At 73.3% G+C, this 15,076-nt stretch carries 9 protein-coding genes and 1 pseudogene; 9 read left to right on the top strand and 1 reads right to left on the bottom strand.

The window, feature by feature from the left end; translation table 11 throughout:
- Positions 1 to 153: 153 nt before the first annotated feature.
- Positions 154 to 1,917, top strand: a complete 1,764-nt coding sequence (locus ABZ457_RS27175; RefSeq protein ID WP_359162441.1) for a phosphatidylglycerol lysyltransferase domain-containing protein — start codon at positions 154 to 156, stop codon at positions 1,915 to 1,917.
- Positions 1,914 to 2,537 (top strand): annotated as a pseudogene (locus tag ABZ457_RS27170) (hypothetical protein); the annotation flags it as partial. The gene ABZ457_RS27175 and the pseudogene ABZ457_RS27170, both read left to right, overlap by 4 nt.
- A 26-nt stretch (positions 2,538 to 2,563) precedes the next feature.
- Here the strand turns inward: ABZ457_RS27170 and ABZ457_RS27165 are convergent.
- Positions 2,564 to 3,421 (bottom strand): hypothetical protein, encoded by an 858-nt coding sequence (locus ABZ457_RS27165; RefSeq protein WP_359162438.1) that lies wholly within the window; start codon positions 3,419 to 3,421, stop codon positions 2,564 to 2,566.
- A 132-nt stretch (positions 3,422 to 3,553) separates the two neighbouring features.
- Here ABZ457_RS27165 and ABZ457_RS27160 point away from each other — a divergent pair, with 132 nt between their 5' ends.
- From ABZ457_RS27160 to aceE, 7 genes are all read left to right on the top strand, one after another.
- Positions 3,554 to 4,330 (top strand): adenosylcobinamide-GDP ribazoletransferase, encoded by a 777-nt coding sequence (locus ABZ457_RS27160; RefSeq protein WP_359162436.1) that lies wholly within the window; start codon positions 3,554 to 3,556, stop codon positions 4,328 to 4,330.
- Positions 4,331 to 4,404: 74 nt separating this feature from the next.
- Positions 4,405 to 5,628, top strand: a complete 1,224-nt coding sequence (locus ABZ457_RS27155) for a hypothetical protein (protein ID WP_359162433.1) — start codon at positions 4,405 to 4,407, stop codon at positions 5,626 to 5,628.
- A 237-nt stretch (positions 5,629 to 5,865) separates the two neighbouring features.
- Entirely contained in the window at positions 5,866 to 7,377 is a 1,512-nt protein-coding gene (locus ABZ457_RS27150) for a leucyl aminopeptidase (RefSeq protein WP_359162430.1), read from the top strand.
- A 288-nt stretch (positions 7,378 to 7,665) separates the two neighbouring features.
- The gene (gene lpdA / locus ABZ457_RS27145) at positions 7,666 to 9,054 is read left to right on the top strand and encodes a dihydrolipoyl dehydrogenase (RefSeq protein WP_359162427.1); all 1,389 of its coding nucleotides are present in this window, start codon (positions 7,666 to 7,668) and stop codon (positions 9,052 to 9,054) included.
- 56 nt (positions 9,055 to 9,110) lie between these two features.
- Complete coding sequence (sucB, locus tag ABZ457_RS27140; RefSeq protein WP_359162424.1) at positions 9,111 to 10,868, top strand: 2-oxoglutarate dehydrogenase, E2 component, dihydrolipoamide succinyltransferase; 1,758 nt, start codon at positions 9,111 to 9,113, stop codon at positions 10,866 to 10,868.
- Positions 10,869 to 11,032: 164 nt separating this feature from the next.
- Entirely contained in the window at positions 11,033 to 11,656 is a 624-nt protein-coding gene (locus ABZ457_RS27135) for a GntR family transcriptional regulator (protein ID WP_359162421.1), read from the top strand.
- 580 nt (positions 11,657 to 12,236) lie between these two features.
- The gene (gene aceE / locus ABZ457_RS27130; RefSeq protein ID WP_359162418.1) at positions 12,237 to 14,918 is read left to right on the top strand and encodes a pyruvate dehydrogenase (acetyl-transferring), homodimeric type; all 2,682 of its coding nucleotides are present in this window, start codon (positions 12,237 to 12,239) and stop codon (positions 14,916 to 14,918) included.
- The last annotated feature ends 158 nt before the right edge of the window (positions 14,919 to 15,076 follow it).

The raw sequence follows: 15,076 nt of genomic DNA, 5'->3' as shown, positions 1-15,076 counted from the left end.
GGCGCGACCCGGGCCGGGTGCCCCCGCGATCCGGGCCGGACCGGCGGCGGGCGCGCGAGGGGCGCGATGTCCGTGTCCGTCCGCCCCGCCGCTCCCCGGCGAGACCCGGTGCTCCCCGGCGACGACCCCTTGTGCCCCATATGATCCCTTTTCATGGGAGAAGACCGTTCCGCCGCCGACGCCCCCCGCTCCAGCACCGCCCGCGCGCGGCGCAGCGCCCTCTTCGCCATCTGGTACCTGCGCGCCGTCGCGTTCATCAACTTCCTGAGCGCCGTGTGGGTCTCCCTCGGGCAGGACCTCAGACGCCACAACACCGACAACTACTTCACGCCGTACCTGCTCACGGCGGGCTTCGCCTCCGGGGTGTTCGCCCTCTTCCTCGCCATCACCATGCGCCGGCGCAAGCGGGCCGCGTGGATTCTCAACACCGTGCTGTGCGGGCTGTTCCTGCTGCTGTTCGCCGTGGCGATGGCCTTCCCCGAGATCCGGCAGCACGCCCAGAACTGGATCTCCCTCGTGCTCACCGCCGCGTTCTTCGCCGCCCTGCTGCTGGGCCGCCGGGAGTTCTACGCGAAGGGCGACCGGTCCAACCCCAAGCTCGCGGCGGGGGTCGCGGTCGGCGGACTGCTCGTCACCTCGCTGCTCGCGACCGGGCTGGTGGCGCTCACCAACACCTCCCCGCAGAGCTCGACCTTCCTCGACAAGTGGCGCTACGGCGCGATGCGGCTGGTCTCCGTCGCCGTGGACGACGACCGCTTCCCCGAGATCACCACCCCCGGCTGGGTCGACGTGGTGATCAACGTACTGTCCACGCTGCTGCTGCTCGCCGTGCTGTACGCGGCCTTCCGCTCCCGCCGCGCGGTCGACGCGATCACCGAGGACGACGAGACGCGGCTGCGCGCGCTGCTGGAACGGCACGGGGAGCGCGACTCGCTGGGCTACTTCGCGCTGCGCCGGGACAAGAGCGCGGTGTGGTCGCCGACCGGCAAGGCGGCGATCGCGTACCGGGTGGTGGGCGGGGTGTCCCTGGCGTCCGGGGACCCGATCGGGGACCCCGAGGCGTGGCCGGGCGCGATCGAGCCCTGGCTCGCCGAGGCCCGCGAGCACGGCTGGGCCCCCGCGGTGATGGGCGCGGGCGAGGAGGCGGGCACGGTCTACGCCCGGCACGGACTGGACGCCCTGGAGCTGGGCGACGAGGCGATCGTGGAGACCGCCGAGTTCACCCTGGAGGGCCGGGCGATGCGCTCGGTGCGGCAGGCGTTCAACCGGGTGAAGCGGGCCGGGTACGAGGTGCGCATCCGGCGCCACGAGGACATCCCGGCCGAGGAGATGGCCGAACTGCTGCGTCTCGCCGACGACTGGCGGGACGGCGCGACCGAGCGCGGCTTCTCCATGGCCCTCGGCCGCCTCGGCGACCCGGCGGACGGACGCTGCGTGATGCTGGAGTGCACGGACGCCGAGGGCGACCTCAAGGCGCTGCTCAGCTTCGTCCCCTGGGGCCCGCACGGGCTCTCCCTGGACCTGATGCGCCGGGACCGGGACGCCGAGAACGGACTGATGGAGTTCATGGTCATCGAACTCCTCCAGCGCGCGCGGGAGATCGAGATCACTCAGGTCTCACTGAACTTCGCGATGTTCAGGTCGGTCTTCGAACGGGGCTCGAAGCTCGGTGCGGGACCGGTGCTGAGGCTGTGGCGTTCGCTGCTCGGCTTCTTCTCCCGCTGGTGGCAGATCGAGTCCCTGTACCGGGCGAACGCCAAGTACCGACCGATCTGGGAGCCGCGTTTCATGCTCTTCGAGAAGAGCGCCGACCTGCCGCGCATCGGCATCGCCGCGGGCCGCGCCGAGGGATTCCTCCAGGCCCCGGCCCTGCCCGACTGGCTGCGCCGCCGCAGACATCTGGCGGGCCGCCGGTGAACACCGCGTCCGCGTTCGCCCGCCGCGAGTGGGGGCCGCTGTACGCGGTGGTCCGCGCGGGTCTGGTCGAACGGGGTTGGCGGGCGGTCCCGTTGACCCTGTTCGCGGTCGCGCTGACGGCGACCTGTTACGCGCTGGAGCAGCACCCCGAGGGGCTGCGGCTGGTGGAGGCGGCGGGCTTCGTCCGGGCCGGGGACCCGCTGTGGCTGGCCCTGCTGCGCACCCCGCTCTCCCTGTTCGTCCCCGCGCCGGACCTGCCGGTGTGGGGCGCCCTGGCGCAGATCCTGCTGGTGTTCGGGATCGCGGAGATCGCGGTGGGGCGGCGGACGCTGCTGTGCGTCGCGTATCTGACGACGCTGGCCGGCACCATGTACGCCCGGGTCGGGGTGGCGGTCGGGCCCGCCGGGCCGTTCGGGCTGCCCGCCTCGGACGCGCAGGTGGTGGACAGCGGGCCGTCGGCCGCCGTGGTGGGGGTGGCGGTCTTCGTCTGCTACCGGTACGGGGCGTGGCTGACCGCCGCGCTGGTGGTGGCGGCGATGGTCGCCGAGGTGGTGGTGAAGCCGAACCTCGCGGGCAAGGAGCATCTGGCGGCGATCGCGGCGGCGGGGGTGTTGTGCGCGGGAGACGCGTGGCTGCGGCGCCGGCGTCACCGCTCGCGGGCGTCCGGACCGGGGTCGTCCGGGCCCGAGGGGCCGGGTCCCGGGCCGGGCTCGTCGGGACCGGAGGGGCCCGAGGGGCCGGGGCCGGCGGGCCCCGCGGGCAGCGGAGGCGCGTCCGGCGCGCCGCCGATCAGGTTCTGAAAGGCCCGCCGCGGCCGGTCCCAGCGCCGGTCGTGGCGGACCGCCCGCAACTGCGCCCGGGCCCGGGCCTTGGGCCGGTTCCGGTAGAAGCGGCGGGCCCAGGGCGAGCCGGGCCGGCCCAGCCGTACGGCCGCGACCAGGGCGACCACCGGCACCAGCACCCCGATCAGCCCCAGCCGCCCCTTCCCCTTGAACATCGCGATGAGCACGAAGAGGAAGTTGACCCCGACGGTCGCGATCAGCGTGGCGCGGTTCTGGCGCTCGTCGGGCGTGAGGCCGTCCACGCCCAGCGGCGAGGAGCCGCTGAGGACCAGCAGGGCGAGGGCGGCGGCGAGCACCACCACCTCGACGCTCTGCCGGCCCTCCTCGGTCCAGTAGACGTCGTCGAGGTGCAGGATCAGGGCGAACTCGTCGAGGACCAGGCCCACGCCCATCCCGAAGATCACCGCGCACACCGCCGCGCCGACGCCGTGCCGCCCGCTGCCCACGGCACCGAAGCCGCCGACGACGGTGAGGATCACGCCGGGGACGACATGGTGGATGTGCATGCCCCCGGGCGTGACGTTGCGGAACGGGCCCTTCCCGGCGCGGATCATACGGACGACGACCCGGGTGATCAGAAAGGTCAGGACGAACGAGACCAGGGCGAGGAGCATCGGCAGCTTCCCCGGCTCCAGGATGTTGCGGTAGAACCAGTCACCCATCCGTTTTCTCCCGTTCGGCGCGCTTTTCTCCCGTTCGGCGCGCTTCGCGCAATCTACCGCCGGTCCCGGCCGGGGCCGGTGCGGCAGGGCCCGGCGCACCGGCCCCGGCGGAGCGGGTCCTAAGCTCGCCGGGTGACTGCACTGCACGGCCTCCGTTTCGCCTTCGGCACCCTCACCGCCGTGCCCGTGCGGGTGACCCGCTGGGACCGGGAGGCCGCCCGCGCCGGAATGCTGTGCGCGCCGCTCGCCGGCCTCGCGGTGGGGGCCGCCGCCGGGGCCACCGGGGCGCTGCTCGCCGCGGCGGGCTCGGGCCCGCTGATGGCGGCCGTCGCGGCGACGGCCGTCCCGGCCGCGCTGACCCGCGGCCTCCATCTGGACGGTCTCGCCGACACCGCCGACGGCCTGGGCAGCGGCCGGCCCGCCGAGGACGCGCTGCGCATCATGAAGCAGTCCGACGTCGGCCCGTTCGGCGTGGTCACCCTGGTCCTGGTCCTGCTGGCCCAGGTCGCGGCGCTCGCCGGGCTCTACGCGCAGGGCTGGGCCCCGGGCGCGTGCGGCGCGGTCCTGGCCGGGGTCGCGGCGCGGCTCGCCCTGACCCTCGCCTCCCGCACGGGCGTCCCCCCGGCCCGCCCCGAGGGCCTGGGCGCCGCGGTCGCGGGGACCGTCCCGGCGGCGGGCGCGCTGCTGGTGGCCGGGGCGGCGACGGCGGGCGCGGCGGCGGCCGGGCTGCTCCTGTCCGGCGGGTACGGGCCGCTGCGCGCGGTGGCGGCGGTGCTGCTGGGCCTCGCCGCCGCCGAGTGGCTGCTGCGCCGGTGCGTCCGGCGCCTCGGCGGGGTGACGGGCGATGTGTTCGGCGCCCTCGCGGAGACGGCGGCGACGGCGTGCCTGGTAGTGCTCACCCTGGGGTGAGCGGCCCCGGCGGCGTTGCGGTTCCGTTACCGCGCGCCGCGCAACCGTGGGGCGGGCGGCCCGGTCGTACCGGCGTGATCACTCGCCATCTCCCCACCGGACGCGCCCGGTTCACGGCCGTCGGGGCCCTGACCGCCGTTGCCGCGCTGCTGCTCACGGGCTGCTCCGCCGACGCGCCCGCCGAGCCGCCGCACCCCGTCTTCTCGGCTCCCGAGGCCCGGCAGCCCGCCAAGGCCCTCGAAGCGACCCTGGCCGCGCGCGGCTTCGCCTTCCGGCAGACCATGACCTTCGAACTCGGCGACGGAAAGGCGGTCCTGACGAGCGAGGGCCGGATGGACCCGAAGGCGGAACGCGCCACGGGCACCCGGTCCTGGACGTTCACCGGCCAGGTCAAGAAGTCCGAGCGGGAGGCGCTGCTCGGCGACTCCCCCGCGCCGTCGCCCCAGCCGGCCGAGCTGGGTGTGGCGGTCGACGGGCCGGACGTCCTCGTGCGCCCCGGCAGCGCGCCGTACTGGATCCGCCACACCCCGGACGACGTCACCGTCGAGGGCAACCACAACGCCGCGGCCCTGGTCGGCACGGCGGTCCCGTTCGGCGGGACGCTGCTCGAACTGGCTGATACCGGGGGCCGGGTGACGAAGTCCGCGCAGGAGAGGACCGGCCGGACGTACACGGTCCGGGCCCCCGCCCAGGGGGCTCTCGCCCTGTTACCGAAGGACATGCAGGACCGGCTGCTTCACGGCAACGACCGGACCACCGGCGCGGAACTGCCCGTCGGCCTCGGCCTGCGCACCGACGGCGAGGGCCGGCTCACCGGGGCCTCGGCCGATTTCGGCACCCTCGTGGCACGCGACTGGGCCGCGCTCCGGCGTCTGAAGGGGATCACGGCGGAGCTGACGATCAGCCGCCTCGGCGCACCCGCCCCGAAGCTGCCACCCGCCGCCCGGCAGCTCGCCGCGCGGGACGTGGTCCGGGAGATGGACGATCTGGAGCCGGGAGCCTGTTTCGACCCGCACACCGGCACCAGCGCGGACCACCTGGTCGTCAGCCGCCCGTGCAAGGAACAGCACGGCGGCCGGATCCTCGCCCAGTCCGATCTGAACACCGACTGGTCCGGCATCGAAGAGGCCAGGCGGCTGGCCGGGGCCGCGTGCCATGCGGCAGTCCCGAAGGCGCCGGCCGCCTGGCTGGCGGAGTCCGCCAAGAAGGACGCGTACTGGTACACCTGGCCCGGCGACGAGTGGGACCGGAGCGGGGACGGCGTCGCCCGCGCCACCTGCTATGTCCTCACCCGCTGACGGCGCACGGGGCCCGCACGGCGCGCGGCCCGGGGCCGGTTCCGGTGGGACAACCCGGGACACCACAGGCGCCGCCGCCGTGAGCCGCACGGGGGACCACGCGTAGGCTCTTCCGCGGCATGGCGATGGGATCCATTCCCGTGCACAACAACCAGGGGTCTGTCTTCCGGTCCCGGGCGGCCGCTCCTCCAGAGCGGCACCGGGGCGCGGAACTCAAGGAAGCGAGATTTCACCACCGTGACTGCTCTCACTCTCAGCACCGCAGGCGCAGCGACGCTGCGCGCCGACGCCGTCGTCGTCGGTGTCGCCAAGGGCGCGAAGGGGCCGGTCGTCGCACCGGGCGCCGAAGCGGTGGACCAGGCGTTCGACGGCAGGCTGGCCGCGGTCCTCGAAACCCTCGGCGCGAGCGGTGCCGAGGGCGAGGTCACCAAGCTGCCCTCGCCGGCCGGCCTCAAGGCCCCGGTCGTCCTGGCCGTCGGCCTCGGCCAGGAGCCCGGCGACGAGGACGTGTACGCCGCCGAGGCGCTGCGCCGGGCCGCCGGCGTCGCGGCCCGCGCGCTGGCCGGCGCCAAGAAGGCCGCGTTCGCGCTGCCGATAGAGGAGGCGGAGGACGCCGGGGCGATCGCCGAGGGCGCGCTGCTCGGCGCGTACGCGTTCACCGCGTACCAGGAGAACGGCAAGGACGGGAAGAAGCCGCTCGCGGAGATCGCCCTGCTGGGCGCCAAGCCGCGCGACAAGGCGTTCAAGGCCGCCGCCGAGCGGGCCCTCGCCCTCACCGAGGAGATCAACCGCGCCCGCGACCTGATCAACACCCCGCCGAACGACCTCACCCCCGAGGCGTTCGCGGCCGTGGCCACCGCCGCGGGCAAGGAGCACGGCGTCAAGGTGCAGGTCCTCGACGAGAAGGCGCTGGCCAAGGGCGGCTACGGCGGCATCCTCGGCGTCGGCCAGGGCTCCCAGAACCCGCCGCGGCTGGTGAAGCTCTCCTACACGCACTCCAAGGACGCCAAGCACCTGGCGCTCGTCGGCAAGGGCATCACCTACGACTCGGGCGGCATCTCCCTCAAGCCGGCCGGCCACAACGAGACGATGAAGTGCGACATGAGCGGTGCCGCCGCCGTGTTCGCCGCCGTCGTCGCCGCGGCCCGGCTCGGCCTGGAGGTCAATGTGACCGGCTGGCTGGCGCTCGCCGAGAACATGCCCTCCGGTTCGGCCACCCGCCCCGGCGACGTGCTGCGCATGTACAGCGGCAAGACCGTCGAGGTGCTGAACACCGACGCCGAGGGCCGCCTGGTCCTGGCCGACGCGCTGACCCGCGCCTCGGAGGAGAACCCGGACGCGATCGTGGACGTGGCGACGCTGACCGGCGCGATGGTCCTGGCGCTGGGCAACCGCACCTTCGGGATCATGGCCAACGACGACGACTTCCGTGCCGCGATCCACGAGACCGCGGAGGAGGTCGGCGAGGCGTCCTGGCCGATGCCGCTCCCGGCGGACCTGCGCAAGGGCATGGACTCGCCGACGGCCGACATCGCGAACATGGGCGAGCGGATGGGCGGCGGCCTGGTCGCCGGCCTGTTCCTGAAGGAGTTCGTCGGTGAGGGCATCACCTGGGCCCACCTGGACATCGCCGGCCCCGCCTTCCACGAGGGCGCGCCCTACGGCTACACGCCCAAGGGCGGCACAGGCTCCTCGGTCCGCACCCTGGTGCGCCTCGCGGAGCGCACCGCGGCGGGCGAGCTGGGCTGACGCCCGCGTCCCCGCCCGGGGCGGTGCCGCACGGCACCGCCCCGGGCGGGCGCGCAGCGGAAGACGCCGGTTCGTCCCGGTGTTCCTACGCGGGGGTAACCGCGGACGAGCCGAAGGTCACCGTCTCAAGACACATCCCCGCGTCCCGGCTTCCGCCGACAAGTGCGAAGATGGGTTCCCGGCAGGACAGGGCCCCCACCACAGGGCCGAAGACAAGCGGCCGAACACCAGCCGCGGCCCGGTCAGTGAGGACCGGGGCGGACGGCGCACATGCATGGAGGACGTGACGTGGCGAACGACGCCAGCACCGTTTTCGACCTAGTGATCCTCGGCGGCGGTAGCGGCGGTTACGCTGCGGCCCTTCGCGGAGCTCAGCTGGGCCTGGACGTCGCACTGATCGAGAAGAACAAGCTGGGCGGCACCTGCCTGCACAACGGCTGCATCCCCACCAAGGCCCTGCTGCACGCCGGTGAGATCGCCGACCAGGCCCGCGAGGCCGAGCAGTTCGGCGTGAAGACCTCCTTCGAGGGCATCGACATCGCGGGCGTCCACAAGTACAAGGACGACGTGATCTCGGGCCTCTACAAGGGCCTTCAGGGTCTGGTCGCCTCCCGCAAGGTGACCTACATCGAGGGCGAGGGCCGGCTGTCCTCCCCCACCTCCGTCGACGTGAACGGGCAGCGCGTCCAGGGCCGCCACGTCCTGCTGGCGACCGGCTCCGTGCCGAAGTCGCTGCCGGGCCTCGACATCGACGGCAACCGGATCATCTCCTCCGACCACGCGCTGACCCTGGACCGCGTCCCGCAGTCCGCGATCATCCTCGGCGGCGGCGTGATCGGCGTCGAGTTCGCCTCCGCGTGGAAGTCCTTCGGCACCGAGGTCACCGTGATCGAGGGCCTGAAGCACCTCGTGCCGGTCGAGGACGAGAACAGCTCCAAGCTGCTGGAGCGCGCCTTCCGCAAGCGCGGTATCAAGTTCAACCTGGGCACCTTCTTCGAGAAGGCCGAGTACACCGAGAACGGTGTGCGGGTCACCCTCGCCGACGGCAAGACCTTCGAGGCCGAGATCCTGCTGGTGGCCATCGGCCGCGGCCCGGTCTCGCAGGGCCTCGGCTACGAGGAGCAGGGTGTCGCGATGGACCGCGGCTACGTCCTCGTCGACGAGTACATGCGCACCAACGTGCCCACGATCTCGGCGGTCGGCGACCTGGTCCCGACCCTCCAGCTCGCGCACGTCGGCTTCGCCGAGGGCATCCTGGTGGCGGAGCGGCTGGCCGGTCTGAAGACCGTCCCGATCGACTACGACGGCGTGCCTCGGGTGACGTACTGCCACCCCGAGGTCGCCTCCGTCGGCATCACCGAGGCCAAGGCCAAGGAGATCTACGGTGCGGACAAGGTCGTCGCCCTGAAGTACAACCTGGCGGGCAACGGCAAGAGCAAGATCCTGAAGACCGCGGGCGAGATCAAGCTCGTCCAGGTCAAGGACGGTGCCGTGGTCGGCGTCCACATGGTCGGTGACCGTATGGGCGAGCAGGTCGGCGAGGCGCAGCTCATCTACAACTGGGAGGCTCTGCCGGCCGAGGTCGCGCAGCTCATCCACGCGCACCCGACGCAGAACGAGGCCCTCGGCGAGGCGCACCTCGCCCTGGCGGGCAAGCCGCTGCACTCCCACGACTGACCGGTCCCGGGCGCGACAGACCACTACCGCACTTTTCGTAAGGAGCAACTGAAACCATGTCGGTTTCCGTAACCCTTCCGGCGCTCGGCGAGAGCGTCACCGAGGGCACTGTCACCCGCTGGCTGAAGGCCGAGGGCGAGCGCGTCGAGGCCGACGAGCCGCTGCTGGAGGTGTCGACCGACAAGGTCGACACCGAGATCCCGGCCCCCGCCTCCGGTGTGCTGGCCTCCATCAAGGTCGCCGAGGACGAGACGGTCGAGGTCGGCGCCGAGCTGGCCGTCATCGACGACGGCAGCGGTGCCCCGGCCGAGCAGCCGGCCCCGGCCGCCGCCGAGGCGTCCGCCCCGGCCCCGGCCGAGGAGGCCCCGCAGGCCGCGCCGTCCACCGAGTCCGCCGCGCCGGCTCCCGCCCCGTCCGCCGAGGCGGCGTCGGGCGGCGGTTCGGCCGAGGGCACCGACGTGGTCCTGCCGGCGCTCGGCGAGAGCGTCACCGAGGGCACCGTCACCCGCTGGCTGAAGGAGGTCGGCGAGGAGGTCTCCGAGGACGAGCCGCTGCTGGAGGTGTCCACCGACAAGGTCGACACCGAGATCCCGGCCCCCGCCTCCGGTGTGCTGCTGGAGATCGTGGTCGGCGAGGACGAGACCGCCGAGGTCGGCGCCAAGCTGGCCGTCATCGGCGCGAAGGGCGCGGCTCCGGCCGCCGCCCCGGCGCCCGCCCAGGAGGCCCCGAAGCAGGAGGCCCCCGCTCCGGCGCCCGCGCCGGTCCAGGAGGCCCCCAAGCAGGAAGCCCCGAAGCAGGCCGCTCCCGCCCCGGCCGCCGCGCCCGCTCCCGCCCCGGCCCCGCAGGCACCGGCCGCCCCGGCCGCGCCCGCCGCCGTGGAGTCGAGCGACGCGTATGTGACCCCGCTGGTGCGCAAGCTCGCCGCCGAGAACGGCGTCGACCTGGGCTCGGTCAAGGGCACCGGCGTCGGCGGCCGCATCCGCAAGCAGGACGTCATCGCCGCCGCGGAGGCCGCCAAGGCCGCCGCCGCTCCGGCCCCCGCGGCCGCCGCGGCCCCGGCCGCGTCGAAGGCGCCCGCGCTGGAGGCGTCCCCGCTGCGCGGCCAGACGGTCAAGATGACCCGGATGCGCAAGGTCATCGGCGACAACATGATGAAGGCGCTGCACGGCCAGGCGCAGCTGTCCTCGGTCGTCGAGGTCGACATCACCAAGCTGATGAAGCTGCGTGAGGCGGCCAAGGCCGGCTTCGCCGCCCGTGAGGGCGTCAAGCTGTCCCCGATGCCGTTCTTCGTCAAGGCGGCGGCCCAGGCGCTGAAGGCCCACCCGGTCATCAACGCCCGGATCAACGAGGACGAGGGCACCATCACGTACTTCGACTCGGAGAACATCGGCATCGCCGTGGACTCCGAGAAGGGTCTGATGACGCCGGTCATCAAGAACGCGGGCGGCCTGAACCTGGCCGGCATCGCCAAGGCCACCGCGGAGCTCGCGGGCAAGGTCCGGGCCAGCAAGATCACGCCGGACGAGCTGTCCGGCGCGACCTTCACGATCAGCAACACCGGTTCGCGCGGTGCGCTGTTCGACACGATCATCGTGCCGCCGAACCAGGTCGCCATCCTGGGCATCGGCGCCACGGTGAAGCGCCCGGCCGTCATCGAGACCGCCGAGGGCACCGTGATCGGCGTCCGGGACATGACGTACCTGACGCTCTCCTACGACCACCGCCTGGTGGACGGCGCGGACGCCGCCCGCTACCTGACGGCGGTCAAGGCGATCCTGGAGGCGGGCGAGTTCGAGGTCGAGCTCGGCCTCTGAGCCGCCCGGCTGTAACCAGCCTCACCCACGGCGCCCCCGCCGGGAGTACATCCCGGCGGGGGCGCCGCCGTATTGTCTTGAGAACCGGTACGGCTCGTCTTGAGAGCCGGTACGGCCCGCGCGAGGGGCCGGTCCGGTCGACGCGTCCCCAAGGAGAGCGCCCCATGACCATCCCCGTCGTCCACTCGCTTCGCGACCAGATCCGCGAGCACATCGTGGAGGGGATCGTCAGCGGCCGCTGGAAGCCCGGAGAACGCATCGTCGAGCGCCGGATCGCCACCGAGCTGGAGGTCTCGCAGACCCCTGTGCGCGAGGCGCTGCGCGAGCTGGAGTCGCTGCGGCTGATCGAGTCGGCGCCCAACAAGGGTGTCCGGGTGCGGAATCTGACCGCGGCGGACCTGGAGGAGAGCTACCCGGTCCGGGCCGGTCTGGAGCAGATCGCGGCCGAGCTGGCGGCCGGGCGGCTGGCGGACGACTGCTCGGCGCTGGAGCCGCATGTGGCGGCCCTGTACGACGCGGACCGGCTGGCCGACGGGACGGCGCAGGTGCGGCACACGGTGGCCTTCCACCGGGAGCTGGTGAAGGCGGCCGGGAACAAGGTGCTGCTGCACACCTGGGAGGGGCTGGGCATCGAGGTGTTCACGGCGCTGTCGATCCGCTGGCTGGGCACGGTGCAGAAGTCGTACGCGGAGGAGCACCAGGACCTGGTGGAGGCGTTTCGGCGGCGGGATCCGCAGATCGGCGCCCTCGTGAAGGCCCACGTCCTGGGCTGCGCGCCCCGCGCGTAACGCCGACCGCGCCGGCTTCCGGCCCCGGCCCGGGCCCGGCTTTCCCGGCCCGGGTCCGCCCTTCCCGGCCCGGGTCCGGCTTTCCCGGCCCGGGTCCGGCTTTCCAGCCCGTCCGGCGTTTGAGGACACGGCCGCAGGCCGTGCCGCGACCACCGGGGCGCGCCCGGTCCGCCGGCTCCGCCCACCCCGGCGGGGCTCCGCCCCGCACCCCGCGCCTCAAACGCCGGCGAGGCTGGGAATACGAGGCTGACGTCGCCCGCCCGAAGCGACCCGCAGGGCTGGGGTGCCTGGCCCGCACCCCGCGCCTCACGCGGCGGCGAGGCTGAAAATGCCCCCGCACCCGTCGGCGAGGCCAACGTGAGGCCAACGTTCCCCCCGGGACAGGCGGGCGTTACAACCCCCTTTGTCCCGGCACCCCGTGCCCACTTCCGCGGCACCGGATGCCAATTTCGCCCCAAGCTTTGATCGATCATCGATCAGCGCCTTACAGTCTCCCCGGGTCCACCGACCCGTTCGCCCTGTCCTGCCAGACACGGCACCCCCTTTTCTCCACCCCCCTCCAGTCCGGAAGGCGGCGATCATGACCGACCCCGTAGGCAAGCTTCCGAGCGAGCTCGACCAGCTCCCGGACCGCGACGCCGAGGAAACCGCCGAGTGGGCGGCGTCCCTCGACGCCGTCGCGGAACACGCGGGCCCGCACCGCGCCGCGTACCTGATGCGCCGCACCCTCCAGCACGCCGAGCAGGCCGGTGTCGCGCTGCCCCGGCTGCTGGAGACGGACTACGTCAACACCATCCCCACCTCCGCCGAGCCGGCCATCGACGGCGACGAGGAGATGGAGGCGCGCATCACCGCGTGGAACCGCTGGAACGCGGCCGCCATGGTGACCCGCGGCTCCCGCTTCGGCGTCGGCGGCCACATCGCCACCTTCGCCTCCGCGGCCTGGCTCTACGAGACCGGCTTCAACCACTTCTTCCGCGGCAAGGAGGGGGACGGCTCCGGCGACCAGCTCTACATCCAGGGCCACGCCTCCCCCGGCATCTACGCCCGCGCCTTCCTCGACGGCCGCCTCACCGAGGCGCACCTCGACAACTTCCGCCAGGAGTCCGGCGGGAACGGCCTGCCCTCGTACCCGCACCCGCGCCGGCTGCCCTGGCTGTGGGAGTTCCCCACCGTCTCCATGGGCCTCGGCCCGCTGTCCGCGATCTACCAGGCCCGGTTCAACCGCTACCTCCAGGGCCGCGGCATCAAGGACACCTCCGGCTCCCACGTCTGGGCCTTCCTCGGCGACGGTGAGATGGACGAGCCCGAGTCGACGGCCGCCCTGGCGCTGGCCTCCCGCGAGCGGCTGGACAACCTGACCTTCGTCATCAACTGCAACCTGCAGCGCCTCGACGGCCCGGTCCGCGCCAACTTCAAGATCGTGCAGGAACTGGAGGCCCAGTTCCGCGGCGCCGGCTGGAACGTGGTGAAGACCCTGTGGGGCAGCGCCTGGGACGAGCTGTTCCAGCTCGACACCGCGGGGGCCCTCGTCCGCCGTCTGCGCGAGGTCCCGGACGCCCAGTTCCAGACGTACGCCACCCGCGACGTCGCCTATATCCGCGAGCACTTCTTCGGCGCCGAGCCCGCCCTCGCCGAGCTGGCGAAGCTGCTCACGGACGCGAAGATCGCCGAGTGCTTCCACACCTCCCGCGGCGGCCACGAGGCCCGCAAGGTGTACGCGGCGTACCGGGCCGCCCTCGCGCACAAGGGCGCCCCGACCGTGATCCTCGCCCAGACGGTGAAGGGCTTCACGCTCGGCAAGGGCTTCGAGTCCAAGAACGCCAACCACCAGATGAAGAAGCTGACGACCGACGAGTTCAAGGGCATGCGCGACCTGCTCGGACTCCCGATCGCCGACTCCGCGTTCGCCGACGGCCTGGTCCCCTACGGCCACCCCGGCGCCGACTCCCCCGAGGTCCGCTACCTCGCCGAGCGCCGCGCCGCCCTCGGCGGCCCCGCCCCGGCCCGCCGCACGCACCCGGTGCCCGCGCTGCCCGAGCCCGAGGAGCGCGCCTTCGCCGCCCTCAAGAAGGGCTCCGGCAAGCAGGAGATGGCCACCACCATGGCCTTCGTCCGCCTGGTCAAGGACCTGATGCGGGACAAGACCACCGGGAAGCGCTGGGTGCCGATCGTCCCCGACGAGGCGCGCACCTTCGGCATGGAGTCGCTGTTCCCGTCCGCGGGCATCTACTCGCCGCTGGGCCAGACCTACGAGCCGGTCGACCGCGACCAGCTGATGTACTACAAGGAGGCCGCCGACGGCCAGATCCTCAACGAGGGGATCACCGAGGCCGGCGCCATGGCCGACTTCATCGCCGCCGCCACGTCGTACGCGACGCACGGCGAGACGATGATCCCGTTCTACATCTTCTACTCGATGTTCGGCTGGCAGCGGACCGGCGACCAGATGTGGCAGCTCGCCGACCAGCTCGGCAAGGGCTTCATCGTCGGCGCCACCGCCGGCCGCACCACCCTCACCGGCGAGGGCCTCCAGCACGCGGACGGCCACTCCCACCTGATCGCGGCCACCAACCCGGCCTCGCTCAACTACGACCCGGCCTTCGCCTACGAGATCGCGGTGATCGTCAAGGACGGTCTGCGCCGGATGTACGGCGAGGCCGCCCCCGGCGAGGACTCGGACGTCTTCTACTACCTGACGGTCTACAACGAGCCCAAGCCGCAGCCCGCCATGCCGGAGGGCGTCGAGGAGGGCATCGTCAAGGGCCTGTACCGGTTCAAGGAGGGGGCGACCGGCACGGACGCGCCGCGCCTCCAGCTGCTGGCCTCCGGCACCGCCATCCACTGGGCCCTTCAGGCGCAGGAGCTGCTGGCGAACGACTGGAACGTGGCGGCCGACGTCTGGTCCGCGACCTCCTGGGGCGAGCTGCGCCGGGACGCCCTGGAGGCGGACGAGGCCCTGCTCCGCGGCGAGGAGCGCGTCCCGTACGTCACCCGGGTGCTGGAGGGCGCCCCGGGCCCGGTGCTGGCGGTCTCCGACTGGATGCGCCAGGTGCCGGACCAGATCAGCCAGTGGGTGGAGCAGGACTGGTCCTCCCTCGGCACGGACGGCTTCGGCCTCTCCGACACCCGCGAGGCGGCCCGCCGCCACTTCGGCGTCGACCCGCAGTCGATCACCGTGGCCGCGCTGGCGCAGCTCGCCAGGCGCGGCGAGGTACCGGCCTCCGCGGTGAAGGAGGCACGCGAGCGATACGGCCTGTAGGCCCCGCCCGTTCATCCGTCCCCCGCCGGGGCCGGTCCCTCCGGGGACCGGCCCCGGCGGGCGTTCCCGGCGGGCGTTCCCGGCGGGCGTTCCCGGCGGGCGTTCCCGGCGGGCGTTCCCGGCGGGCGTTCCCGGCGGGCGTTCCCGGCGGGCGTTCC

The organism is Streptomyces sp. NPDC005805 (assembly GCF_040630445.1).
In the GTDB taxonomy this organism is placed as follows: domain Bacteria; phylum Actinomycetota; class Actinomycetes; order Streptomycetales; family Streptomycetaceae; genus Streptomyces.
The sequence above is the reverse complement of the archived record's forward strand: the minus strand, read 5'-3'. Positions and strand labels throughout refer to the sequence as shown.

Excerpts from the sequence above, each read along its gene's own strand:
- ABZ457_RS27175 (WP_359162441.1), top strand. The coding sequence starts at position 154 with ATGGGAGAAGACCGTTCCGCCGCCGACGCCCCCCGCTCCAGCACCGCC.
- ABZ457_RS27165 (WP_359162438.1), bottom strand. The coding sequence starts at position 3,421 with ATGGGTGACTGGTTCTACCGCAACATCCTGGAGCCGGGGAAGCTGCCG.
- sucB (WP_359162424.1), top strand. The coding sequence starts at position 9,111 with ATGTCGGTTTCCGTAACCCTTCCGGCGCTCGGCGAGAGCGTCACCGAG.
- ABZ457_RS27135 (WP_359162421.1), top strand. The coding sequence starts at position 11,033 with ATGACCATCCCCGTCGTCCACTCGCTTCGCGACCAGATCCGCGAGCAC.
- aceE (WP_359162418.1), top strand. The coding sequence starts at position 12,237 with ATGACCGACCCCGTAGGCAAGCTTCCGAGCGAGCTCGACCAGCTCCCG.